At 67.6% G+C, this 23,741-nt stretch carries 21 protein-coding genes (1 of these 21 cut by a window edge); 14 read left to right on the top strand and 7 right to left on the bottom strand.

Annotated features, from left to right (window positions below; genetic code table 11):
• A protein-coding gene (gene tyrS, locus ACEF39_RS01610; protein ID WP_032977018.1) for a tyrosine--tRNA ligase crosses the window boundary here: on the bottom strand, positions 1–13 show its beginning. Its footprint begins 1,196 nt before the window's first position; 13 of the gene's 1,209 nt are visible here — the first part of the coding sequence; its start codon is at positions 11–13; its stop codon lies beyond the left edge, outside the window.
• 167 nt (positions 14–180) lie between these two features.
• On the opposite strand from tyrS, the gene ACEF39_RS01605 reads away from it, so the two are divergent.
• Complete coding sequence (locus ACEF39_RS01605; protein ID WP_500286728.1) at positions 181–1,650, top strand: M23 family metallopeptidase; 1,470 nt, start codon at positions 181–183, stop codon at positions 1,648–1,650.
• A gap of 64 nt (positions 1,651–1,714) precedes the next feature.
• Complete coding sequence (locus ACEF39_RS01600; RefSeq protein WP_500286727.1) at positions 1,715–2,842, top strand: anhydro-N-acetylmuramic acid kinase; 1,128 nt, start codon at positions 1,715–1,717, stop codon at positions 2,840–2,842.
• 50 nt (positions 2,843–2,892) lie between these two features.
• Here ACEF39_RS01600 and ACEF39_RS01595 read toward each other — a convergent pair whose 3' ends face one another.
• The 3 genes from ACEF39_RS01595 to ACEF39_RS01585 form a co-directional block, all read right to left on the bottom strand.
• A complete protein-coding gene (locus ACEF39_RS01595) occupies positions 2,893–3,123 on the bottom strand; it encodes a hypothetical protein (RefSeq protein ID WP_025879428.1) in 231 nt (76 codons plus the stop codon).
• A gap of 80 nt (positions 3,124–3,203) precedes the next feature.
• Positions 3,204–4,568 (bottom strand): AmpG family muropeptide MFS transporter, encoded by a 1,365-nt coding sequence (locus tag ACEF39_RS01590; protein ID WP_500286726.1) that lies wholly within the window; start codon positions 4,566–4,568, stop codon positions 3,204–3,206.
• A complete protein-coding gene (locus ACEF39_RS01585; RefSeq protein WP_500286725.1) occupies positions 4,565–5,365 on the bottom strand; it encodes an exodeoxyribonuclease III in 801 nt (266 codons plus the stop codon). Before ACEF39_RS01585 ends, ACEF39_RS01590 begins: the two co-directional genes overlap by 4 nt.
• A 162-nt stretch (positions 5,366–5,527) precedes the next feature.
• On the opposite strand from ACEF39_RS01585, the gene pyrE reads away from it, so the two are divergent.
• From pyrE to ACEF39_RS01545, 8 genes are all read left to right on the top strand, one after another.
• Positions 5,528–6,187 carry an orotate phosphoribosyltransferase gene (pyrE, locus tag ACEF39_RS01580; RefSeq protein ID WP_089241329.1) on the top strand — a complete coding sequence of 220 codons (660 nt, stop codon included), beginning with the start codon at positions 5,528–5,530 and terminating at the stop codon, positions 6,185–6,187.
• A 19-nt stretch (positions 6,188–6,206) separates the two neighbouring features.
• Positions 6,207–6,881, top strand: a complete 675-nt coding sequence (locus ACEF39_RS01575; RefSeq protein ID WP_500286724.1) for a hypothetical protein — start codon at positions 6,207–6,209, stop codon at positions 6,879–6,881.
• A gap of 175 nt (positions 6,882–7,056) precedes the next feature.
• Complete coding sequence (locus tag ACEF39_RS01570; protein ID WP_005407770.1) at positions 7,057–7,149, top strand: potassium-transporting ATPase subunit F; 93 nt, start codon at positions 7,057–7,059, stop codon at positions 7,147–7,149.
• A 12-nt stretch (positions 7,150–7,161) separates the two neighbouring features.
• Positions 7,162–8,871, top strand: a complete 1,710-nt coding sequence (gene kdpA / locus ACEF39_RS01565) for a potassium-transporting ATPase subunit KdpA (RefSeq protein WP_500286723.1) — start codon at positions 7,162–7,164, stop codon at positions 8,869–8,871.
• 9 nt (positions 8,872–8,880) lie between these two features.
• Positions 8,881–10,941, top strand: a complete 2,061-nt coding sequence (gene kdpB / locus ACEF39_RS01560; RefSeq protein WP_230110296.1) for a potassium-transporting ATPase subunit KdpB — start codon at positions 8,881–8,883, stop codon at positions 10,939–10,941.
• Positions 10,938–11,582 carry a potassium-transporting ATPase subunit KdpC gene (kdpC, locus tag ACEF39_RS01555; RefSeq protein ID WP_500286722.1) on the top strand — a complete coding sequence of 215 codons (645 nt, stop codon included), beginning with the start codon at positions 10,938–10,940 and terminating at the stop codon, positions 11,580–11,582. The genes kdpB and kdpC overlap by 4 nt, the downstream gene beginning before the upstream one ends.
• A 51-nt stretch (positions 11,583–11,633) precedes the next feature.
• Positions 11,634–14,294 carry an ATP-binding protein gene (locus ACEF39_RS01550; protein WP_500286721.1) on the top strand — a complete coding sequence of 887 codons (2,661 nt, stop codon included), beginning with the start codon at positions 11,634–11,636 and terminating at the stop codon, positions 14,292–14,294.
• Entirely contained in the window at positions 14,275–14,988 is a 714-nt protein-coding gene (locus ACEF39_RS01545) for a response regulator transcription factor (protein ID WP_500286720.1), read from the top strand. The genes ACEF39_RS01550 and ACEF39_RS01545 overlap by 20 nt, the downstream gene beginning before the upstream one ends.
• Positions 14,989–15,298: 310 nt before the next feature.
• Here the strand turns inward: ACEF39_RS01545 and ACEF39_RS01540 are convergent, their stop codons facing one another.
• Genes ACEF39_RS01540 through coaBC form a run of 3 tightly spaced genes read right to left on the bottom strand, consistent with a single transcriptional unit; the run spans position 15,299 to position 19,407 of the window.
• Positions 15,299–17,647 carry a phosphomannomutase/phosphoglucomutase gene (locus ACEF39_RS01540; protein ID WP_500286719.1) on the bottom strand — a complete coding sequence of 783 codons (2,349 nt, stop codon included), beginning with the start codon at positions 17,645–17,647 and terminating at the stop codon, positions 15,299–15,301.
• Positions 17,648–17,659: 12 nt separating this feature from the next.
• Positions 17,660–18,148 (bottom strand): dUTP diphosphatase, encoded by a 489-nt coding sequence (gene dut, locus ACEF39_RS01535; protein ID WP_500286718.1) that lies wholly within the window; start codon positions 18,146–18,148, stop codon positions 17,660–17,662.
• Entirely contained in the window at positions 18,145–19,407 is a 1,263-nt protein-coding gene (coaBC, locus tag ACEF39_RS01530) for a bifunctional phosphopantothenoylcysteine decarboxylase/phosphopantothenate--cysteine ligase CoaBC (RefSeq protein WP_500286717.1), read from the bottom strand. Before coaBC ends, dut begins: the two co-directional genes overlap by 4 nt.
• Positions 19,408–19,632: 225 nt before the next feature.
• Between coaBC and ACEF39_RS01525 the strand changes: the two genes are divergently transcribed.
• The 4 genes from ACEF39_RS01525 to ACEF39_RS01510 all read left to right on the top strand — a co-directional run bounded on the left by ACEF39_RS01525 (position 19,633) and on the right by ACEF39_RS01510 (position 23,714).
• On the top strand, positions 19,633–20,259 hold the full coding sequence (locus ACEF39_RS01525; protein ID WP_500286716.1) for a response regulator: 627 nt from the start codon (positions 19,633–19,635) through the stop codon (positions 20,257–20,259).
• Between the two features lie 71 nt (positions 20,260–20,330).
• On the top strand, positions 20,331–21,035 hold the full coding sequence (radC, locus tag ACEF39_RS01520) for a RadC family protein (RefSeq protein WP_500286715.1): 705 nt from the start codon (positions 20,331–20,333) through the stop codon (positions 21,033–21,035).
• Positions 21,036–21,149: 114 nt separating this feature from the next.
• Complete coding sequence (argS, locus tag ACEF39_RS01515; RefSeq protein WP_500286714.1) at positions 21,150–22,838, top strand: arginine--tRNA ligase; 1,689 nt, start codon at positions 21,150–21,152, stop codon at positions 22,836–22,838.
• Between the two features lie 21 nt (positions 22,839–22,859).
• On the top strand, positions 22,860–23,714 hold the full coding sequence (locus ACEF39_RS01510) for an SPOR domain-containing protein (RefSeq protein WP_500286713.1): 855 nt from the start codon (positions 22,860–22,862) through the stop codon (positions 23,712–23,714).
• Positions 23,715–23,741: the final 27 nt, after the last annotated feature.

The raw sequence follows: 23,741 nt of genomic DNA, 5'->3' as shown, positions 1-23,741 counted from the left end.
CAATCGAGGACACGTGACTACTCCCGGCAACGCCGTTTCTTATGTGGGGTGTTAAAGCGAAGTTAACCCGATCGGCTTCACAAAAGCCAATAGGCACAAGGGTTTGACGCGAATTTGTTAGGTGTCTATGTTACCGGCGTTTGGGCCCGCGTTCCCGGGTCAGCCAGAGACCGACATCTGATGCTCAATTCCGATCAAGGCCGCGCACGCAAGCAGCGCTTCCAGGAACGACTCCATGTCCTGCACGACAACGCCCTGCACCGGAAGCTGAGGCAACACCTCCCCACTGCGTTCAATGAACGCTGGACAAGGCGTCATTGGATGCACGCCAGCCTGTTTGTGACCATCGGCGCACTGGTGGCCACGATCGTGCCAGGCTTCTCGCACACCATCGATGCCCCCTACGCCGACAGCCACACCAGCCTGGCACTGCCGTTGCCTCCGTTGGCAATGGCCCGCCAGCAGCAGATCCCCGGTGACAGCTGGCAGGTGCTGCGGGTACAGCGCGGGCAGACCCTGAGCGATCTGTTCGACAAGGCCGGCATCTCGGCAACCACCCTGCACCGGGTGCTGGACCATCCGGGTGCGCGCGAATCGTTGACCAAGCTGCGCCCGGGCGCCGAGATCGCCTTCGACATGCCGCTGTCCGGTGACCTGCGCAGCATCCGCTTCGACCGCGACGCCGACAACCGGGTCGAACTGAGCCTGAGCGGCGATGACATCAAGGAAAAGGTGACCAAGCGCGAGACGTCCACGCGGACGGTGGTCACCAGCGGCGAGATCATCAGTTCGCTGTATGCGGCTGCACGCCGCGCAGGACTGTCGCCATCGGCAATCGCGACGATGACCGACGACATCTTCAAGTACGACATCGACTTCTCCAAGGACCTGCAGCCGGGCGACCGCTTCAGCGTGGTGATGGATGAGACCTGGCGCGAGGGCGAGAAGGTCGATACCAGCAAGATCCTGGCAGCGACCTTCACCACCGGCGGCAAGACCTATTCCGGCTTCCGCTTCGACCGCAACGGCAAGTCCGAGTACTACGACATCAGCGGCCGTTCGCTGAAGAAGAGCTTCATCCGCATGCCGATCCCGTTCGCGCGCCTGAGCTCGACCTTCGGCGCGCGCAAGCACCCGGTGCTGGGCAAGATGCGCATGCACAAGGGCGTGGATTACGCCGCGCGCACCGGTACCCCGATCATGGCCGCCGGCGATGCGCGGGTGCAGTTCGTCGGCGTGCAGCGCGGTTACGGCAATGTGGTGATCCTCGACCACGGCCGTGGCCACACCACCCTGTACGGCCATATGTCGCGCTTTGCCGGGATCAAGAATGGCCAACGCGTGGCCCAGGGCACGGTGATCGGCTACGTCGGCTCGACCGGCCTGGCGACCGGCCCGCACCTGCACTACGAATTCCGCGTCAATGGCGAGCACCGCAACCCGCTGACGGTGACCATGCCGCCGCCGGAGCCGCTGAAGGGCGCCGAGCTGGTGGCCTTCCGGGCGCAGACCGCGCCGGCGATGGCCCGCATCCAGGGCATGGAGAAGCTGATCTACGCCGACGCCAGCCCCGCCCCGGCCGCCGAAAGCGCGAGCACCGAGGTAGCCGGCGCCAAGGACAAGGCACCGGCAGGCCGCAAGCGCGGCTGAGGCCTGCGTTGACGAAGGAGGACACGGCAGCACAAGCTTGCCGTGTCCTTTTTTTATGCCCGCCATGAACCCCACTGCCGACCCGTCTCTTCCCCTCTACCTGGGCCTGATGTCAGGCACCAGCGCTGACGGCATCGATGCCGCGCTGGTGCAGTTCCCGGCCGACGGGGGGTGCCGCTTCGTGCATGGGCTGACCGCCCGTTGGGAGCCGGTACTGCGGGCGCGGCTGGTGGCCCTTGGCGAGGGCGGCCCACTGCAGTCGCTGGAGGAGCTGGGCGAACTGGACGCGCGGATTGCGATCAACTTCGCCGCCGCCGCCAACCAGTTGCTGGATGAAGCCGGTGTCGACCGTTCGCAGGTACGAGCCATCGGCTCGCACGGGCAGACGGTGCGCCATCGACCGCTGGCCGACCCGGCCTTCACCCTGCAGCTGGGCGACGGCAACCGCATCGCCGAACTGACCGGCATCACCACCGTGTGCGATTTCCGTCGCCGCGATGTTGCGGCAGGCGGCCATGGCGCGCCGCTGATGCCGGCCTTCCATCTGGGCATGCTGGGTGCGGCCGATGAAGACCGTGCGGTGCTGAACCTGGGCGGGATCGCCAATCTGACCCTGATTCCGCGCGAAGGCGTCGTGCGTGGCTTCGATACCGGCCCAGCCAATGCGCTGATGGATGCCTGGTGCCAGCGCCATACCGGGCGCAGCTTCGACGCTGACGGTGCCTACGCGGCCAGTGGTGCGGTGGATGACAGCCTGCTGGCCGGCTGGCGCGCCGACCCGTGGTTTGCGCTGCCACCGCCCAAGAGCACCGGGCGCGAGCAGTTCCACCTGCCGTGGGCTGAAGCGCACATGGAGGAAGGCCAGTTTGCCGCCGCCGATGTTCAGGCGACGCTGCTGGAGCTGACTGCGGCGACAGTGGTGGATGCGCTGCTGGCCCAACAGCCGCACACCCGACGGGTGCTGGTGTGCGGCGGTGGCGTGCACAACGCACAGCTGATGCGGCGGCTGGTGGCGCGACTGCCGGGCGCGGTGGTCGAGTCCACGGCGCTGCACGGACTGGACCCGGAGTATGTGGAGGCGATGGGGTTTGCCTGGCTGGCACAGCGGACGATGGACGGGCTGCCGGGCAACCTGCCGGGCGTGACCGGGGCGAAGGGGCCGCGGATTCTCGGGGCGATCCATTTGGCGTGAGGGTAGGCGCCATCCACGCACGGCGTGGATCTACTGGGCAGTCGCGGGGGCTAATCGAAGCCTTGGCCGGCAGGGAGGGCCTGCAGTGCGGCGATCGCATCGGACAGGGCGTCGACTTCGGGGTCGCCGAAACCGGAGCGGACTTCCAGTTCACTGCTGAACAGGCCCTGCTCCAGCAGGACCGCGCAGGTTTGTTCATGGGTCCAGCCTCGGGCAACCGAGACCCGTTTGATGCGTTCCAGCAGCAGCGGGTCCAGGTCCCGCAGCACTACGTCGGCCATGCTCACTTCCCCGTTCGCAAGGCACCGCCCCCTCGGCGCGTCGGGGCGATCATCCCGCACGCCGAGGGCGCCGGCAACTGTCAGGTCACGGCGCGCCGGCGCTGCTGCACAATCAGCATCGCGCACAGGATCACCACCGGGATCGCCACCAAGGCAGTACCGATGAAGAACAGCGCATAGCCTTCCAGCAGCGTGCGGCCCTGTGCGAGGGTCTGTACCGACCAGCCGGAAAAGCCCTTCAGCGCCTTGCCGGGCATCGCGTAGAACGAGCTGAGCAGGGCGTACTGGGTGGCGGTATAGCCGATGCTGGTCAAGCTCGACATGTAGGCGATCAACGCGGTACCCGCGAAACCGCTGGCGAAATTGTCGATCGCCATCGCGACAGCAAAGTGGGTGGTATCCGGCCCTGAATAGGCCAGCCAGGCGAAGGCGAGGTTGGAGGCCGGGCCAAGCACGGCGCCAGCCAACAGCGCTGCCAGCACCCCCCAGCGTACGGACACCAGGCCAGCAGCGGCGATGCCGATGAAGGTGGCCACCAGACCGACCGAACCACGCACGGCACCCACAGTATCCTCGTCCAGGCCGAGATCGACGTAGAACGGATTGGCCATCGGCCCCATGACGAAGTCGGCCATTCGGTAGACGCTGATCGCCACCAGGATCAGGATCGCGCCACTGCGATGCTCACGTACGAACGCTACGAACGGGCCGACCACAGCATCAAACAGGCCGCGCGGTGTCCACAACGAGGCGGCCTGCGCCTGCACTGCCTGGATCTCGCGGGCCGGCTCGCGGGCCATGACCACCGCCACCACGCCCAGCGCCATCAGCGCGGCCATCAACTCATAGGACACCTGCCAGCCGACGCGGGCAGCGATGATCAGGATCAGGGCATCAGTGACCAGCAGCGCGGTGCGATAGCCCAGCGCCGACGATGAAGTCAGCAGGCCAAGCTGCTCACTGTTGTCGGCGCTCTCGATGCGCCAGGCGTCGATGACGATGTCCTGGGTGGCGGAGGCGAAGGCCACCACCACGGCCATCGCGCCAAAGACCACCACATGTTCCCAGGCGATTCCCAGCAGCAGCAACTGGCCGCCCTTGGGCTGTATCAACGCCATGCCGACCAGGCCCACCGCAGCGACGATCTGCGACAGCAGCATCCAGCCGCGACGACGCCCCAACCGCCCGAACAGTGGCACGTCGGCCTTGTCGACGATCGGTGCCCACAGGAACTTCATCGTGTAAGCAAGACCCACCCACGACAGGAAGCCGATGGTGCTCAGCTCGATGCCTTCCTTGCGCATCCAGAAGCCAAGCGTGTTGCCCACCAGATAGATCGGCAGACCCGAACTGAAGCCCAGCAGCAGCATCGCCAGCACCTTGCGCTGGCGCAGGTTGGCCAGCACCTGCCGCCAGGAACGGCGCGGCTTGGCAGCCTCGGTCACAGGTCGTAGTCCACGATGAACGGTGCGTGGTCGGAGAAGCGCTGGTCGCGGTAGATCGAGCAGCTGCGCAGGCGGTCACGCAGGCCCGGGGTGATGAACTGGTAGTCGATGCGCCAACCCACGTTGTTCGCGCGGGCGGCACCACGGTTGCTCCACCAGGTGTAGTCCTCGCCGGTCGGGTTGAGCAGGCGGTAGGCATCGGCCCAGCCGCGACCGGCGCCCACATCGGTGGCCTGGCCATGGTCGGCACACAGCGCATTGAGCCAGTCGCGTTCCTCGGGCAGGCAGCCGGAGTTCTTCTGGTTGGACTTCCAGTTCTTGATGTCCAGCGCCGAGCGGACGATGTTCCAGTCGCCACACAGCACGTAGTCGCGGCCGCTGCGCGCCCATTCCTCGAGGATCGGCCGCAGCCACTCCATCACTTCGAACTTGAAGCCCTGGCGCAGGTCGCCCGAACTGCCGGACGGGATATAGAAGGAGACCACGCTGAGGTTGCCGAAGCGGGCCTCGATGTAGCGGCCTTCGTCGTCGAACGGGCCCCAGCCCAGCGAGGTGATGACCTGGTCCGGTTCGCGCCTGCTGTAGATCGCCACACCGCTGTAGCCCTTCTTGGTGATGGCATCGCGGTAGAAGCAATGGTGGCCGTCCGGGCGGAACATCGGGTCGGTCAGCTGGTCTTCCTGGGCCTTGGTCTCCTGAATGCAGAGGACGTCGGCGTCCTGGCCACGGAACCAGTCGAGGAAGCCCTTGGTTGCGGCCGAGCGGATGCCATTGGCGTTGAAGCTGATGATGCGCATGCGGAAGAACCTACGGCGGGAAACCGGGCAAGCATACCGGTTGCCTGCCGGGCTGAGCAGCCCGCGGGGCCGCCCCGGATACCCGCGTGAAGGGGCTGGACGAGCGCAGAAAGCCCAGCTGGATTAGGATTTGCGCTCCAAATGAAGATGAATCGAGTTTTGATGAGCGACCACCGTCACCGTTTCCTGCAGCTGGCCCTGACCGCCGATGCCCTGCGCTTCGGCCAGTTCACCCTCAAGTCCGGCCGGCTGAGCCCCTATTTCTTCAACGCCGGCCGTTTCGACTCCGGTTCCCTGCTGTCGCAGCTGGGCGCGTGCTATTCCGACGCCATCGACGCCACCGGGATCAAGTACGACGTGGTGTTCGGCCCGGCCTACAAGGGCATTCCGCTGGCCACCGCGATGGCCTGCGAGCTGGCCCAACGTGGCCGAGACCTGCCGCTGTCGTTCAACCGCAAGGAAGTGAAGGACCATGGTGAAGGCGGCCAGTTGATCGGCGCCGACATGACCGGCAAGCGCGTGCTGATCGTCGACGACGTGATCACCGCCGGCACCGCCATCCGCGAGGCGCTGGCGATCATCCGCGCTGCGGGCGGTATTCCGGCCGGCATCGTGGTGGCCCTGGACCGCCAGGAGATCGCCTCGGACACTGACCATCGCTCCGCCGCACAGGCCGTGGCCGAAGAGGCCGGCATCCCGGTGATCGCCGTGGCGACGCTGGCCGACCTGCTTGATTTCGCGTCCGGAAATCCGGAACTTGTAGGCTACCGGCAGCCGCTGGAGGCCTATCGCGCCCAGTACGGCGTCCGTTCCACGCGCTGACCATCAGGGGGAAGGTCGCATGTTCCGAGTTCCTGCCATCGTTGCTGCCAGCCTGCTGCTGGCGATGCCGCAGACGCTGCTGGCACAGTCCAGGGGCAAGGCCGCAGACAAGAAGCTGTACTGCTGGAACGAGGGCAAGGAGCGGATCTGCAGCGACGCGCTGCCGGCCGATGCGGTCAACCACGCCCGTGATGAGTTCAGCGCCAACAGCGGCCTGCGCAATGCGCAGGTGCAGCGCGCGTTGAGCGATGAGGAACGCGCTGCCGCCAGCACGGCGGCAGCGCAGGCCCAGCTGGACCAGATGGCCGAGCAGACCCGGCAGCGCACCGAACAGGCGATGCTGACCACCTACGGCGATGAGAATGTGCTGCGGCGTGTGTTCGCCGAGCGCCAGGAAGTGCTCGACAACAACCTCAAGACGGCCCAGTACAACGTGGCCAGCCTGCGCGAATCACTGGTGGCTCTGCTTGCTGCCGCCGGTGACCGCGAACTGGCCGGCGGCAAGGTGGCCGACAAGCAGGCCCAGGCGATCGCCCAGCGCCATGCGCAGTTGAAGTCGCAGCAGCGGCTGCTGGCCAGCTTCGAACAGCAGCAGCAGGCATTGAAGATCGAGATCGAAAGCAGCCTGCAGCGCTATCGGCAGCTGAAGGGATTGGCGCCGGGGACGGCTCCGGCACAGACCCCGGCGGGTTGAGCGCCGCGCTGCTCGCTGGGCATGGCCCGGCGCTACCGCATGCCGGGTTACGGCCTGGACCCTGGAATTTATGCACTCTTTACGCGTCGGCCCTGTCCGGCGCGTAGTGCGTTTATGGGGGTCGGGACGACGATGACGGCCTGAGGTGGAGGGGTTCCACCAGGTCTCAAATTCCATGTCCCCCTGGTTGTCGTTGCTGTGTGGCGTGCTGGTGCTGGTTGCCGCCGCCTATCTACTTTATGTCGTGCTGCGGCCCGAGTCGTTCTGAGCGGAGCCTGCCATGACTGAAATTCTTGCCATTCTTGCCGCCAGCCTGCTGCTGGCATGGCCCTTGGGCCTGTACCTCGCCCGGGTGATGCGCGGCACGCCGATGAAGGTCGACGTGCTGTTCCACTGGATCGAAAAGCCGTTGTACAAGGTGCTCGGCGTCGATCCCTCACGTTCGATGTCCTGGCGGGGCTACGTGCTGGCGTTCGTGCTCAGCAACGTGGTGATCGCGGTGCTGACCCAGACCGTGTTCATGACCCAGGCGTGGTTGCCGTTGAACCCGGACCAGATCCCGAACATGCGCTGGGACACGGCGCTGCACACGATGATCTCGTTCCTGACCAACACCAACCAGCAGCACTATTCAGGCCAGGCACAGCTGTCCTACTTCTCGCAGATGACCGGCATCACCGGCCTGCAGGTGGTGACGCCGATGATGGGATTGGCGCTGGCCGTGGCTACATTGCGTGCGTTGTTCTCGCGTGCGCCGAAGACCGCCACTGCACCGGCCGCGGGCGATGACCGGCAGGTGGCGGTGGGTAACTACTACGCCGACGTTGTGCGCCTGTGCGTGCGCTTCATGTTGCCGCTGTGCCTGCTGTGGGCGCTGCTGCTGACCAGCCAGGGCGTGCCCTCCACGCTGGCCGGGGGCCCGCAGGCCACGCCGATCGATGCCAGCGCCGGCATGGCGCAGCAGAAGCTGCCGCTGGGCCCGGTTGCGGCGATGGTCGCGGCCAAACAGCTGGGCGCCAATGGTGGCGGCTGGTATGGCCCCAACAGCAGCTTCCCGCTGGAGAACCCGACCCCGATATCGAACATGCTGGAGGTGATCGGCATCCTGATGGTGCCGATGGCGGTGATCTTCATGATCGGTGCGTTCACCGGGCGCCGTCGTTTCGGCGCGCTGGTGTTCAGCTGCATGCTCGGCATGTCGCTGCTGTCCACCGGTGCGATGGTGTGGAGCGAGGGCCATAGCGCCAGCGCGGCTACGCCGCTGTTGATGGAAGGCAAGGAAGTACGCTTCGGCGCCGATGGCACCGCGCTGTGGGCGGCGGTGACCACCCAGGTCTCCAACGGTTCGGTCAACGGCATGCACGATTCGCTGAGCCCGCTGTCTGGCGGCCTGGCGATGGTCAACATGCTGGTCAGCGCGATCTGGGGCGGCATCGGCTGCGGTCTGCAGCAGTTCATCGTGTACCTGCTGCTGGGTGTGTTCCTGGCCGGGCTGATGACCGGCCGTACGCCGGAACTGTTCGGCCGCAAGCTGGAAACGCCACAGGTGCGCCTGCTGGCCCTGCTGGTGCTGCTGCAGCCGATCACGCTGCTGCTGTTCACCGCGATCACGCTGGCCGTACCGGGTCTGGCGGGTACCTCCAATCCAGGCTTCCACGGCATCAGCCAGGTGTTCTACGAGTACGTCTCGGCCTACGCCAACAACGGCTCGGGCTTCGAGGGCCTGGGTGACGCCACGCCCTGGTGGAACCTGAGCTGCTCGCTGGTGCTGCTGCTGGGACGCTTCCCGCTGCTGATCATCCCGCTGGTGGTGGCCGCGCAGCTGGGCGCCAAGCGGCAGGCCCCTGAATCGGCTGGCAGCCTGCAGATCGAAACGCCGACGTTCGCCCTGACCCTGGTCTCGGTGATAGTCATCCTGACCGTGCTGCAGTTCATGCCGGCGCTGGTACTCGGCCCGATCGCCGACCACCTGAGCCTGGGACTGCACTGAGGACACCCCATGAGTAGTCACGCAACCGCAAACCGTTCCTCCTCCGTGGCGTCCCGCCCGGCCCTGCTTGATGCCGCCGGCCTGCGCCGCGCGCTCATCGAGGCCGTACGCAAGCTGTCGCCGATGCATCTGGTGCGCAGCCCGGTGATGGCCGTGGTGATGGCCGGCACGATCGTCGCCGCAATCATCACCCTGACCGGCAATGCGCCACTGGGCTTCGGCCTGGCGGTGACGGCGATCCTGCTGGTCACTGTGCTGTTCGGCAATTTCGCCGAAGCCGTGGCCGAAGCACGTGGCCGTGGCCAGGCCGCCTCGCTGCGCCGCGCCCGCCAGGACCTGGTGGCGCGTCGTCTGGCGTCGGCGCAGGCCGGTGCCAGCGAAACCCAGGTGCCCGCTGCCGAACTGCGCCCCGGTGACCACGTGATCGTCAGTGCTGGCGAGCTGGTGCCGGCCGACGGCGAGATCGTGCAGGGCCTGGCCACCATCAACGAAGCGGCGGTGACCGGCGAGTCGGCACCGGTGCTGCGCGAGGCGGGTACTGATCGCTCCGGCGTGATCGGCGGCACCAAGGTGCTGTCCGACCAGATCGTCGTACGCATCACAGCCGAGCCGGGGCACAGCTTCCTGGACCGGATGATCGCGCTGGTGGAAGGCGCCAACCGGCAGAAGACGCCGAATGAGATCGCGCTGACCCTGCTGCTGGCGGCGATGACGCTGACCTTCCTGGTGGTGGTGGCGACACTGCCGGCGATCGGTGCCTCGGTGGGCGTCAAGGTGGATCCGCTGCTGCTGATCGCGCTGCTGGTGTGCCTGATCCCGACCACCATCGGTGGCCTGCTGCCGGCCATCGGCATCGCCGGCATGAACCGTGCGCTGGCGGCCAACGTGCTGGCCAAGTCGGGCAAGGCGGTGGAAGTGGCTGGTGACGTCGACGTGCTGCTGCTCGACAAGACCGGCACCATCACCTACGGCGACCGCCAGGCCAGCCACTTCCATGCACTGGCCGGGATAGACGCCGACCAGCTGCGTGAGGCGGCGCTGCTCTCTTCGCTGGCCGACCCGACGCCGGAAGGCAAGTCGATCGTGCGCCTGGCCCGCGAACAGGGCTGCACCACCGCCGAGCCGGACCAGGCCGACTACCTGGCCTTCAGCGCGCAGACCCGCATGTCCGGTGTCGACCTGCTGCACGGCCGGCAGATCCGCAAGGGCGCTGCCGACGCGATCCGCGCCCATGTGCTGGCGCTCGGCGGCACCGTACCGGCGGAACTGGCCGGTCGCGTGGATCAGGTCGCACGCAACGGTGCTACGCCGCTGGTGGTGGCCGAGGGTCGCCATGTGCTGGGCGTGATCGAACTGTCCGACGTGGTCAAGCACGGCATGCGCGAGAAGTTCGCACAGCTGCGGGCGATGGGTATCCGCACGGTGATGATCACCGGCGACAACCCGCTGACGGCTGCTGCGATCGCCGCCGAAGCCGGCGTGGATGACTACATCGCCGAAGCGCGGCCGGAGGACAAGCTGGCCCGCATCCGTGCCGAGCAGGCCGGTGGCCGCCTGGTGGCGATGGTCGGCGACGGTACCAACGATGCGCCGGCGCTGGCCCAGGCCGACATCGGCCTGGCGATGAATTCCGGCACGCAGGCGGCCAAGGAAGCCGGCAACATGGTCGATCTGGATTCGGATCCGGCCAAGCTGCTGGCGGTGGTGGAGGTGGGCAAGCAGCAGCTGATCACGCGCGGCGCGCTGACCACGTTCTCGCTGGCCAACGATGTGTCCAAGTACTTCGCGATCCTGCCGGCGCTGTTTGCCGCCACCGTGCCTGCGATGGCCGCGTTGAATGTGATGCAGCTGTCGAGCCCGCGCAATGCGGTGCTGGCGGCGCTGATCTTCAATGCCCTGGTGATTCCGGCCCTGATCCCGCTGGCGTTGCGCGGCGTGCGCTTCCGCCCGGCCACCGCAACGGCGCTGCTGCGCCGGAACATGCTGGTGTACGGCCTGGGTGGCGTGCTGCTGCCGTTCGCGGCGATCAAGTTGATCGACCTTCTTCTTGTCCTGGTATTCGGCGCATGAACCGTTCTGACTCCCCTTCCCTTTCCCGCGAACTGAAAAGCGAGGCGCGCGTGGCCACGCTGCAGGATGGCGCCAGCTGGCGCCCGGCCATCGGCCTGGGCGTGGCTACCCTGCTGCTGGCCGGTGCGGTCTACGCGGGCATTGCTACCGGTTTCGCCGGCCTGTCCTTCCCGGCGCAGGCCGAAGGCAGCCTGCTGCGCGATGGCAGCGGCCAGGTGCGTGCTTCGGCATGGCTGTCGCAGCCCTTCACCGGCGATGGCTACTTCCAGGCGCGGCCGTCGGCGGCCAACTACGACCCGATGGCGGCGGCCGGCTCCAACCTGGCCCGCAGCAACCCGGCGCTGGCCGAGCGTGTGGCGGCTAGTACTGCGGCAGTGGCCGCGCGCGAAGGCGTGACGCCTGCGCAGGTCCCTGCCGATCTGGTCACCCAGTCCGGCGGCGGCCTGGACCCGCAGTTGTCGCCGGCGGCAGCGCAACTGCAGGTGGCCCGGGTGGCGCGTGCGCGTGGCCTGTCCGTCGAGCAGGTGCAGGCACTGGTGAAGGCCAACACGCAGGGCCGGCAATGGGGCGTATTCGGCCAGCCACGGGTGAACGTGGTGACGCTGAACTTCGCACTGGACCACGCGGCACGCGCGCCGTGATGCAGGGCTGCACCCGCTGCGCGCACAATGGCGGCCATGACAGCGGCTCCCATGACTGATCTGCGGACCCGCCAGGCCAACGCCCTGGTGGAAGGACTGCAACGCGAAGCCGGTGGCAAGCTCACCGTGTTCCTGGGCGCTGCGCCCGGCGTCGGCAAGACCTACGCCATGCTGACGCGCGCGCAGGAACAGCTGCGCCGTGGCGTGGACCTGGTGGTCGGGCTGGTGGAGACCCACGGCCGTGCCGACACCCAGGCTCTGCTGGAAGGCCTGCCGCGGTTGCCGCTGAAGGACGTGGCCTACCATGGCCACGACCTGCAGGAGATGGATCTGGACGCCGTGCTGGCACGCAGGCCGGCGCTGGTGCTGGTGGACGAGTTGGCCCATCGCAATGCGCCGGGCAGCCGCCATGAACGGCGCTGGCAGGACGTGATGGAACTGCTGGACGCCGGCATCGACGTCTGGACCACGGTCAACATCCAGCATCTGGAAAGCCTCAACGATGTGGTGATGCGCATCACCGGCGTACGCGTCAGCGAGACCGTGCCCGACGGCGTGCTCGACCGCCTGCACGACATCGTGCTGGTCGATCTGCCACCGCGCGAGCTGATCGCGCGCCTGCAGCAGGGCAAGGTGTACGTGCCCGAGCAGGCCGCGCAGGCACTGCAGGCGTTTTTCTCGCCGGCCAACCTGACCGCGCTGCGCGAACTGGCGATGCAGGAAGCGGCCGACCGCGTCGACAGCAGCCTGCGCGAAGCGCGCGCCGCGCGCGGTGAGAGCAATCTGCCGCTGCGACGTGGTGTGCTGGTGGCGATCGATGGCGGCGGCCAGAGTGAATACCTGGTGCGGGTGGCGCGACGCATCGCCGAACGCCGCGATGCACCGTGGACGGTGGTGACGGTGCAGGGACGCCGCCAGGACGAAGCAACCCGGCGCGAGATCGATGCGGCGTTCGCGCTGGCCCGCCGCCTCGGCGGCGAAGCCGAGCTGCTGCACGGCTCCAGCATCGCCGACGCATTGCTCGACCACGCCGCGCACAACGGCGTATCGACGCTGGTGCTGGGGCGTACCCGCGAACGGCCGCTGGCGCGGATGTTCAACCGTACCCTGACCCAGCAGTTGATCCAGCGCGGCGCGCACTACGAGATCACCATCATCAGCACGCCGCAGGCGCGTGCCCGTTCCCGTCGAGAGGGCCTGCTGCCACCGATGCGCGGTATCAGTCACGAGCCGTTGCAGGCGCTGTTGGCTACTGCGCTGGCCTGCCTGGTGGCGTGGCTGGCCGAACGCTGGGTAGGCATGGCCGATCTGTCGATGGTGTTCATCGTGGCCGTTGTGCTGGTGGCCGCGCGCACACGTGCCAGCGTCGCGGTAATGGCGGCGATCCTGTGTTTCCTCGCTTACAACTTCCTGTTCATCGCGCCGCGCTTCACCTTCGCCATCGGCGCACGGCAGGGTGTGATCACCGTGTTCCTGTTCCTGGCGGCGGCGCTGGTCGCCGGACGCCTGGCGTCGCGCCTGCGCATGCAGGTGATCGCCCTGCGCGCGGCCAACCGCCATGCGCGCGCGCGCCAGCAGCTGGGCCGGCAGCTGGCCAGCGCGGCCGGCAACGGTGAAGTGGCACAGGCCGGCCGGCATGCGCTGGAACAGGCCATGGATGTTCCGGCATGGCTGCGGATCGGCTCCGATATCGCGGCCGGTGGCCGTCACCTGCCCGGTGACACCGACCTGGCGGCGGCCGACTGGGCCCTGCGCCATGGCCAGCCCAGTGGCCGTTTCACCGATACCCTGGCAGGCGCGCAATGGTGGTTCCTGCCACTGCTGGACGGCGAAGACCGTGCGATCGGCGTGGCCGGACTGTACCTGCCAGGTGCGCAGGCGCGGCTGCTGCCCGAACAGCGCCAGCTGGCCGAAGCGATGGTCGATGACATCGCCCAGGCCGCGTTGCGCACGCGCCTGGTGGCCGAGCTGGAACAGGCGCACGTCAGCAACGAGACCGAGCGGCTGCGCTCTGCCCTGCTTTCCTCGGTATCGCACGACCTGCGTTCGCCGCTGGCGGCGATGATCGGCTCGGCCGACAGTCTGGCCAGCTACGGCGCGGCAATGGATCTGACCGATCGCCGGGCATTGCTGGACACCATCCTGGTCGAAGGCGAGCGCCTGGACCGCTACATCCAGAACCTGCTGGACATGACCCGGTTGGGCCACGAGGGCCTGAAGATCAACCGCGACTGGATAGGCGTGGATGAGCTGATTGGTTCGGCCGCCCGCCGCCTGCAGCGTTACCAGCCGAAGGTGCGACTGGAGCTGGATATTCCGGCAACGCTGGCACCGATCTGGGTGCATCCGGCACTGGTCGAGCAGGCGGTGTTCAATGTGATGGAGAACGCCGCCAAGTTCTCGCCAGCCGATGCCGCCGTGCAGGTGCTGGCGCGCGAACTGGATGGTCAGCTGCGTATCGACGTGATCGATGCCGGCCCCGGTATTCCCGACGACGAGCGCGCGCGGATCTTCGACATGTTCTACAGCGTCGAGCGCGGCGACCGCGGCCGCCACGGCACCGGCCTGGGCCTGACCATCTGCCAGGGCATGATCGGCGCGCACGGCGGCAGCGTACAGGCGCTGCCCGGGCGCGACGGTCGCGGTACCCTGATCCGCATCACCCTGCCCCTGCTCAAGCCAGCCTCCCACGATGAGTCCGACCCCGACTGACGCCAGCGCGCCGGCCCCGCGCGTGCTGGTGATCGACGATGAAACCCAGATCCGCCGGTTCCTGGACATCAGCCTGCGCGCGCAGGGCTATCAGGTGCGCCAGGCCGCGACCGGCCAGGAAGGCCTGCAGATGGCCGCCAGCGAGGACATGGACCTGGTGATCCTGGACATCGGCCTGCCGGACATGGAAGGCCACGAGGTACTGGAGCAGCTGCGGCAGTGGAGCCAGGTGCCGGTGATCATGCTGACCGTGCGTGCCGGCGAAACCGAGAAGGTGCGTGCACTGGACAACGGCGCCAACGACTACGTGACCAAACCCTTCGGCACCCAGGAGCTGATGGCGCGGGTACGTGCGCTGCTGCGCACACGCAGCGTACCGACCGATGGCACGCCGCCGGTGTTCGACGATGGCCACCTGCACGTGGACCTGGTGCGCCGCGAAGTGGCGATCAATGGCGAGCTGGTGGCGTTGACCCGCAAGGAGTACGCGCTGTTGTCGCTGCTGCTGCGCAATGCCGGTCGGGTGGTGACGCAACCGCAGATCCTGCAGGAGATCTGGGGACCCACCCATCAGCATGACACCCACTACCTGCGCATCCTGGTCGGCAAGCTGCGGCACAAGCTGGGCGACTCGGCGCTGGATTCACGCTACCTGTTTACGGAACCGGGCGTGGGGTTGCGGTTCAAGGGGTGAGGCGTGCCGACCAACGGTCGGCACCCACCGGACAAGTAGATCCACGCATGGCGTGGATCTACCGTGTCGACCAAGGTCGACACCTACCAAGAGCAGGCCATACCATTCCGACAGATCGCGGAGATCTGTCGAAGGCGGGGTGGGTCCGGTTGCGGAGGCGTGAGCCGCATGGATGCGGCGACCGAGCTTACATGGACGTACTTGCAGCGTCCCCCGCGACCGGACCCACCCCGCCATCCCGCAGGAAGCCAGCGGTTGAATTTGACGTTGACGTGGATTCGGCGGGTGCCGGGCGCAGCCCGGCATCACCTCAGAATCCCAGCGGGGCGTCGCCCAGCACCGGCTGCAGCTGGCTGCGGAACAATGCCTGGATACGTTCCAGTGCCGCTTCGTCGTTGCCTTCGAAGCGCAGCACCAGCACCGGCGTGGTGTTGGACGCGCGAACCAGGCCCCAGCCGTCGGCGAAGTCCACCCGCAGGCCGTCGATGGTCGACAGGCGACCGCCGACATACGGGTTGTCCGGCGACTGCGCAGCGGCCACCAGCATCGCCACCAGCGCGTGCGGGGTTCCCTCGGCCACCGGCACCTTCAGCTCCGGCGTCGCCACCATTTCCGGCAGCTCGGCCAGCACTTCGTCAGGTGTCTCTTCGCGCTGGGCCAGGATCTCCAGCAGGCGCGCAGCGGCGTACAGGCCGTCGTCGAAGCCGAACCAGCGCTCCTTGAAGAAGAAGTGGCCGCTCATCTCGCCCGCCAGTTCGGCGTCGGTCTCGCGCATCTTCGCCTTCATCAGCGAGTGCCCGGTCTTCCACATCAACGGGCTGCCACCATTGCGCAGCACGTGATCAGACAACTTGCCGGTGCACTTCACGTCGTAGATCACCATCGCGCCCGGGTTGCGCATCAGCACGTCGGCGGCGAACAGCATCAGCAGACGGTCGGCGTAGATGATCTTGCCTTCACCGGTGACCACACCGAGGCGATCGCCATCACCATCGAACGCCACGCCGAGGTCGGCGCCGAAGCGCTTGACCGTCTGCACCAGGTCTTCCAGGTTTGCTGGCTCGCTGGGATCGGGGTGGTGGTTGGGGAAGGTGCCGTCGACATCGCAGTACAACGGAATGACCTCGGCGCCGATCGCTTCCAGCAGCTGCGGCGCGAAGGCACCGGCCACACCGTTACCCGCGTCGGCGACCACCTTCAGCGGGCGGTCCAGCTGCACGTCATCGGCAATACGCTGGATGTAATCAGCGGCGACCTCGCGCTGCTGGTAATCACCCGGCTCCGCCGCCTGCACCAGACGTCCTTCGACAATGCGCTGGTAAAGGTCGGTGATCGCATCGCCGGACAGGGTCTCACCACCGATGACGATCTTGAAACCGTTGTAGTCCGGCGGATTGTGGCTGCCAGTGACCGCTACACAGGTACCGGTGCGCAGATGGAAGGCGGCGAAATACACCACCGGGGTCGGCGCCAGGCCGATATCGATCACCGCACAACCGGCTCGCCGCAGGCCTTCGGCCAGCCCCGCCGACAGTTCGGGACCGGACAGGCGCCCATCGCGGCCGATCACCACCTCGCGCAGGCCCTGCTCAAGGGCGACGGTGCCGATGGCCTGGCCGATCAGCGCGGCGGTGCGCGCCGTCAGCTCGCTGCCGACCACACCGCGGATGTCGTAGGCACGGAAGATGCCCGCAGCCAGTTCCTCGGCGGGAACCGGTGGCGGCGGTGGCGGTGCAGCCTCGGCGACCGCCTCGCCAGGCACCGCCGGCGGGACCATCTGCAGGCTTTCACGCAGGGTCGGGCCGTGATCGGTGTCGGCCACCGCGCTGCGCCGGCTGGGCAGCGGCAGTGACTTCGGCAGCCGGCCACGGCCTACCACCAGCAGTACCGCGATGAAGGCCAGCAGCAGGGCGACAATCGCGCTGGCCAGGGCTCCCAGCCCCAGCGGGCCGGGTTCCACATTGGGCACTCCGGCGGCCAATCGCAACGGGGTTCCGGCCACCGGGCGCGCCATTGCTTCGGCGCTCTCGGACAGGCCGGTATCGCCCTGCACCACGATGTTGTGTGCTCCTTGGCGCAGCGCCAGGAAGCCGTTGCCGGGGACGCGCACCTGATCCAACGGCGCGGTCAACCTCAGCAGCGGCTGGCGGACATAGACCAGCGCCGGTCCAGCACCGGCCAGCTGTACCGGCGCGGCCAGACCCAGACGGTTGCCACCGCCATCGCGGACCACGCGCAGGGTTGCCTTGCCCTCGGCCAGCGCCGATTCCAGCAGGGCCAGGCGTGCATATCCAAAGGTGGCCGCATCGGCATAGCCCACGGCCAGGTCAGCGCCCAGCACGTCCACGTGCTCGACGCCGGTCCAGCTCTCCCGCAGCGCCAAGGCAGCGCCGGCGGCATCACCGGCCTGCAGCGCCTGCTGCACGCGGTCACCCTTCAACTGCTGCTGCAGCTGCTGCAACTGGCCGGAGGCAGCCTGCTGCAGCCCTTGCACGGCCTGGTCGCGCGCCTGTTCCAGCGCGTCCCCGCTGGCCGCCTGCCGCCACTGCTGCACCGCGCTCCAGCCGAACCACGCGGCCAGCAGTACCAGCAGCACGCCCAGCAATGGCGCGCTGCGCCCCAACGTCTTGCCCCGCTGTGCTTCCCCGATGCCGCTCATCGATGTCCCCTGTCAACGCACCCCGGTATGGCCGAATCCACCCGTTCCCCGCACGCTGTCGGTGAAAGTATCCACCACCTGCAGGCTGACGCGGGCAATCGGCACGACCACCAGCTGCGCGATGCGATCGCCCGGCTCGATGGTGAAGGCCTCGCGGCCACGGTTCCAGACACTGATCAGCAGCGGCCCCTGGTAATCGGCGTCGATCAGGCCGGTGCCGTTGCCGAGCACGATGCCATGGCGGTGGCCCAGGCCCGAACGCGGCAGGATCACCGCGCACAGATGCGGATCGGCGATATGGATGGCCAGGCCGCTGGGGATCAGTGCGGTGTCGCCCGGCTGCAGGGTCAGCGCGGTTTCCAGCGCCGCGCGCAGGTCCATGCCAGCACTGGCTTCGGTGGCATAGGCCGGCAGCGGCCAGCTGTCGCCGAAACGCGGGTCGAGCAGCTTGACCTGCAACGGTTGCGGGGAGAATACGTGGGTGTTGCTTGCCTGGGTCATGCCTGAAGCCTCCGCGCGATCAGCGCCAGCAGTTGTTCGGCCAGCTCACGCTTGGAAGTAGCCGGGAATACCTGTTCGCCATCCTGCCAGAAGGCCGTGGCGGCATTGTTGTCGCTTTCGAAACCGCCGCCGCTGATGCCCACCTGGTTGGCGATCACCAGGTCCAGGCGCTTGTCGACCAGCTTGCCGCGCGCATATTTCTCCACGTCGTGGGTCTCGGCGGCAAAGCCGACCACCAGCTTCAACGACTGCGTCTGCGCGGCAACCTCGGCCAGGATGTCCGGGGTGCGCACCAGCTCGATCACCAGCGACTGGCTGTCGGCGGTCTTCTTCAGCTTTTGCGCGGCCACCTGGCGCGGGGTGTAATCGGAAACGGCGGCAGCACCGATGTAGATGTCGGCCGGCAGCGCATTCAGTACCGCCTCGCGCATCTGCGCGGCAGAGCGCACATCGATGCGCTGCACGCCGGGCGGCGTCGGCAGCTGCACCGGCCCGCTGACCAGCACCACCTGGGCACCCAGCCCAGCGGCAGCGGCGGCCAGCGCGTACCCCATCTTGCCGCTGCTGCGGTTGCCCACGTAACGCACCGGGTCGATGTCTTCATAGGTCGGGCCGGCGCTGATGAGCAGGCGCAGGCCCTGCAGCGCGTGCGTCTCCGGCGCTGCAGCGACGGCGGCAGCAGTGCCGTTGGCGGCCAGTGCGGCGACGATGTCGGCCGGCTCGGCCAAGCGGCCGGGGCCGGACTCGCCTTCCGCCAGCGGCCCATCGACCGGACCGATCACCTGCGCGCCACGCTGGCGCAGCAGAGCGATATTGGCCTGGGTAGCCGGATGCAGCCACATCCGATGGTTCATCGCCGGGCACACGGTCAGCGGCGCGGTGCTGGCCAGGCACAGGGTGCTGACCAGATCGTCGGCGTGGCCCTGGGCCAGGCGTGCCAGCAGGTCGGCGGTACCCGGCGCGATCACGATGCGATCGGCCCAGCGTGCCAGTTCAATGTGGCCCATGGCCTGTTCGGCGGCGCTGTCCCACAACGTGGTGCGCGTCGGCTGGCCGGAAAGGGCCTGGAAGCTGAGTGGCGTGACGAACTGCTGGGCGCCGGCTGTCATCGCCACCTGCACCAGCGCACCGGCATCACGCAGGCGTCGAACCAGTTCCAGGGCCTTGTAGGCCGCGATCCCGCCGCCGACACACAAGAGCAGTTTCTGGCCTTCCAGCGCGCGGATCCGCGTCGGGGAAGCGTTGGGAGAATCAGCCACCTGGAATTCCTGTGCAAACGAGGGCGTTAGCTTACCCGAAGGCCAGCAACCTCCCGGTGCACGCGGCACATAGCGGGCGGCTATCAGCACATGGACTGCCCCCAGGGAGTTTTCCGGGTTTGCTGCATGCCGATTCGGAACTTTCCTATACCTCTTCGCGTCCCCGCTTTGCAGAATCGTCGCTGGCACACCCAGGTGTGCCGTTCGATTTCCCAGGAGTTCCCCGTGCAACCGCGCATCATCATTGCCGACGACCATCCGGTCGTCCTGCACGGCATCCGAATCGTGCTCGAGCGTCACCAGATGGACGTGGCCGGTGCCGCTGCCGACGGCGCCGGACTGCTGCAGCTGCTGGTGCAGCAGCCCTGCCATGCCGTTCTCACCGACCTGTCCATGCCCGGCCCGGGCCCGGATGGTCCCGAACTGCTGGCCGTGCTGCGCCAACGCCATCCCGAACTTCCCGTGGTGGTGCTGACCGGGGCCAGGCACCCGGGGTTGCTCGATGGCCTGCTACGCGATGGCGTACACGGACTGGTCGACAAGAGCGCCGACTTCGCCGAGCTGCCGCAGGCCCTGCATGCCGCCATGGCAGGGCAGATATTCGTTTCCGATCAGCTGCGGCGCCACCTGCAGGCCCGCGATCTGCTGTTCCCCCATCCACCGGCTGCGTTGTCGATACGCGAACTGGAAGTGCTGCAACTGCTGACCGACGGCCTGAACATCAATGCCATCGCCGACCGCAGCGGACGCAGCCCGAAGACGATCAGCCGGCAGAAGGCAGAAGCCATGCGCAAGCTGGGCCTGCAGAACAACCAGGAGCTGTACGACTACCTGCAGACCCGGCGCGACTGAGGACTTGGCCGACCCACGGGTACGGCAAGCGCTTATGGGAGCGGTCGGCGATGATCGCCATGATGGGCACCATGCCCATCCATGAATGGCCCGAAGAAGAGCGCCCCCGCGAGAAGCTGCTGGCCCGGGGTCCCACGTCACTGTCCGACGCCGAACTGCTGGCCCTGTTCCTGGGTTCCGGCATTGGCGGCCGGGACGCCGTCCAGACTGCGCGTGACCTGTTGCTCGCCCACGGTCCATTGCGGGTGCTGCTGGACCGCCCCGCCCGCGAGCTGTCGAAACTCCCTGGGTTGGGGCCGGCTCGCAGCTGCACGCTGGCCGCCGGGCTGGAGTTGGCCCATCGCTACCTGGCTGCTGAACTGCAGCAGGGTGAAGCCGTCGGCAACAACCCTTCGGCCGTCGGTCGTTACCTGCAGCACCGCCTGCGCGGGCAGGCGCGGGAGCTGTTCGTGGTCCTGTTCCTGGACAACCGCCACCGTATGATCGCCTGCGAGGAACTGTTCGCAGGCACCATCAACGCGGCCCCGGTCTACCCCCGCGAAGTGGTGCGCAGAGCCCTGCTGCACAACGCCGCCGCGGTCATCCTCAGCCATAACCATCCCTCCGGCGACCCGGAACCCTCGGCCGCCGACGCGCAGATCACCGAGGAGCTGCAGCGGGCCCTGGCACTGGTCGACATCCGCCTGCTGGACCACTTCGTGGTGGGCGAAGGGCGTCCCGTTTCGTTTGCTGAACGGGGTCTTCTACCGCCGCTTCAGGCCCGCCTGGTCGGATGAGCCCCGCAGCAACAGGCAGCCACGCGTGCCCTGGCAGGCAGGCCTCGGTCAGCGTTGGGGCCGGCATCTGCGCTAAAATGGGCGATTCCGCCGCTCATTCTCACAGCAGGCCTCGTGAAAAATCTCCTCCGCGCCCTGATCAGCCAAGGCATCGAAGCCTTGCGCGCCAATGGCACCCTGCCCGTCGACTCCCTGCCGCCGGACTTCGTGGTCGAGCGCCCGAAGACCCGTGACCATGGCGACTTCGCCACCAACGCCGCGATGCTGCTGGCCAAGGCCGCGCGCAGCAATCCGCGCGCCCTGGCACAGGCGCTGGTCGAGGCACTGCCGCGCAGTGAAGATGTCAGCAAGGTCGAGATCGCCGGCCCCGGTTTCATCAATTTCCACCTGGCACCGGCCGCGTACCAGCGTGAAGCCGCCACCGTGATCAAGGAAGGCGCCGATTACGGCCGCAACCTGTCCGGCAATGGCCGCACGGTGGGCGTGGAGTATGTGTCGGCCAACCCGACCGGTCCGCTGCATGTCGGCCACGGCCGCGCCGCGGCCATCGGCGATTGCGTGGCACGCGTCCTCGATGCCAACGGCTGGAACGCCAAGCGCGAGTTCTACTACAACGATGCCGGCGTGCAGATCGAGAACCTGGCGCTGTCGACCCAGGCACGGGTGAAGGGCATCGCGCCGGACCAGGAAGGATGGCCGGAAGGTGGCTACCGTGGCGACTACATCGCCGATGTGGCACGGGCCTACATGACCGGCGCCAGCGTCGACCTGGAAGGCACCCTCGTGGTCGGCGCCAAGGACCCGGACGATATGCAGGCGATCCGTCGCTTCGCCGTGGCCTACCTGCGCAACGAGCAGAACCTGGACCTGGCCGCGTTCGGCGTGGATTTCGACATCTACTTCCTGGAAAGCTCGCTGTACGCCGATGGCAAGGTTGCCGAGGCGGTGGCCAAGCTGCAGGCGTCGGGCCATACCTATGAAGAAGGCGGCGCGCTGTGGCTGCGCAGCACCGACTTCGGTGACGACAAGGACCGCGTCATGCGCAAGTCCGACGGCACCTTCACCTACTTCGTGCCGGACGTGGCCTACCACCTGTCGAAGTGGCAGCGCGGCTACGAGCGCGCGATCACCGAACTGGGCGCGGACCACCACGGTTCGCTGGCGCGCGTGCGTGCCGGCCTGCAGGCCATGGAAGTGGGCATCCCGCAGGGCTGGCCGGAATACGTGCTGCACCAGATGGTCACCGTCATGCGCGGCGGCGAGGAAGTGAAGCTGTCCAAGCGTGCAGGCAGCTACTTCACCCTGCGTGACCTCATCGAAGAGGCCGGCCGCGACGCGACCCGCTGGTTCCTGATCGCGCGCAAGCCCGATTCGCAGCTGACCTTCGACATCGATCTGGCCCGTCAGCAGAGCAATGACAACCCGGTGTTCTACGTGCAGTACGCGCATGCCCGCGTCTGCAGCCTGCTGCGCCAAGCGCAGGAGAAGGGTCTGGTCTACGAACAGGGCACCGGCCTGTCCAACCTGGGCCGTCTGGCCGATGATGCATCGCTGGCCCTGATGAACGAGATCTCGCGTTATCCGGAAGTGGTGGAAGCGGCCGGCGTGGCGCTGGAACCGCACCTGGTCGCGCAGTACCTGCGCGAATTGGCGCACGCCTTCCACACGTGGTATCACGGGACGCCGGTGCTGGTGGACGACGCGACCGATCGCAATGCCAAGTTGACCCTGGCCTGCGCGGCGCGCCAGGTGCTGGCCAACGGCCTCGACCTCCTGGGCGTTTCCGCCCCGGAAAAAATGTAAGTCTCAGGAGACGCAGTAGACATGGCAGCACGACGCGGCAAGACACAGGCTCGGCGCAACAGCAGCCAAGGCACGCCCGGATGGGTGTGGCTGGTTGCCGGCGTGGCGATCGCCGCCGTGGTGTTCCTGGCGGCGCCGAACCTGTTCAAGGGCGAGGGCGATGGCTTCCTGCGCGCCGGCCCGCAGCCGAACCCGAACGCGCAGCCGGCGCCGGTGGCCGATGGCGAAGGTGATGTCGGCACCCAGCCGGCCGCACAGCCGGCCACGCCGAAGCCGGCTGAGCCGGAAAAGCCGGCCGCCACCCAGTACGACTTCTACACCCTGCTGCCTGGCAAGGAAGTGGAGATGTCCGACGCCGAACTGGCTGCCAGCGCGCGCGCCGAAGAACAGCGTCGGAGCAAGGCCGAAGCGCAGCGCGCGCAGGCGGCACTGGAAGGCAAGCCAGTGCCGGCGGCGACGGCGAGCGTTGCCAGCACCGCCCCGGTGACCGCCACCAGCCGTCCGCTGCCGACACCGGTAAGTGAACGCCCGGCGGCGCCGGCGCCGGCGGCCAGCACCAGCACCGCTGCCGCCGCTCCTGCGGCACGCAGTGAAGCCGCGCCGGCCGCCGCCAGCGCTGCAGCCCCCCCGGCACCGGCCGACAACGCCCGCTACATCCTGCAGGCAGGTGCGTTCGGCGCCTCCGGCGATGCCGAGGCGACCAAGGCCAAGCTGGCGATGATGGGCCTGGCCGCACGCGTGGAGTCGGCGCAGATCAACGGCAAGACCGTGTACCGCGTACGCATGGGGCCCTATGGCAGCGCTGGTGAACTTTCCGAAGCCAAGCAGAAGCTGGATGGCACCGGCCTGCAGGCGATGGCGATCAAGGCACAGTAAGTCTGCGGGCATGAATGGAAAAAGCCG

The organism is Stenotrophomonas indicatrix (assembly GCA_041545745.1).
In the GTDB taxonomy this organism is placed as follows: domain Bacteria; phylum Pseudomonadota; class Gammaproteobacteria; order Xanthomonadales; family Xanthomonadaceae; genus Stenotrophomonas; species Stenotrophomonas indicatrix_A.
This window is presented reverse-complemented; position numbering and strand designations above follow the sequence as displayed.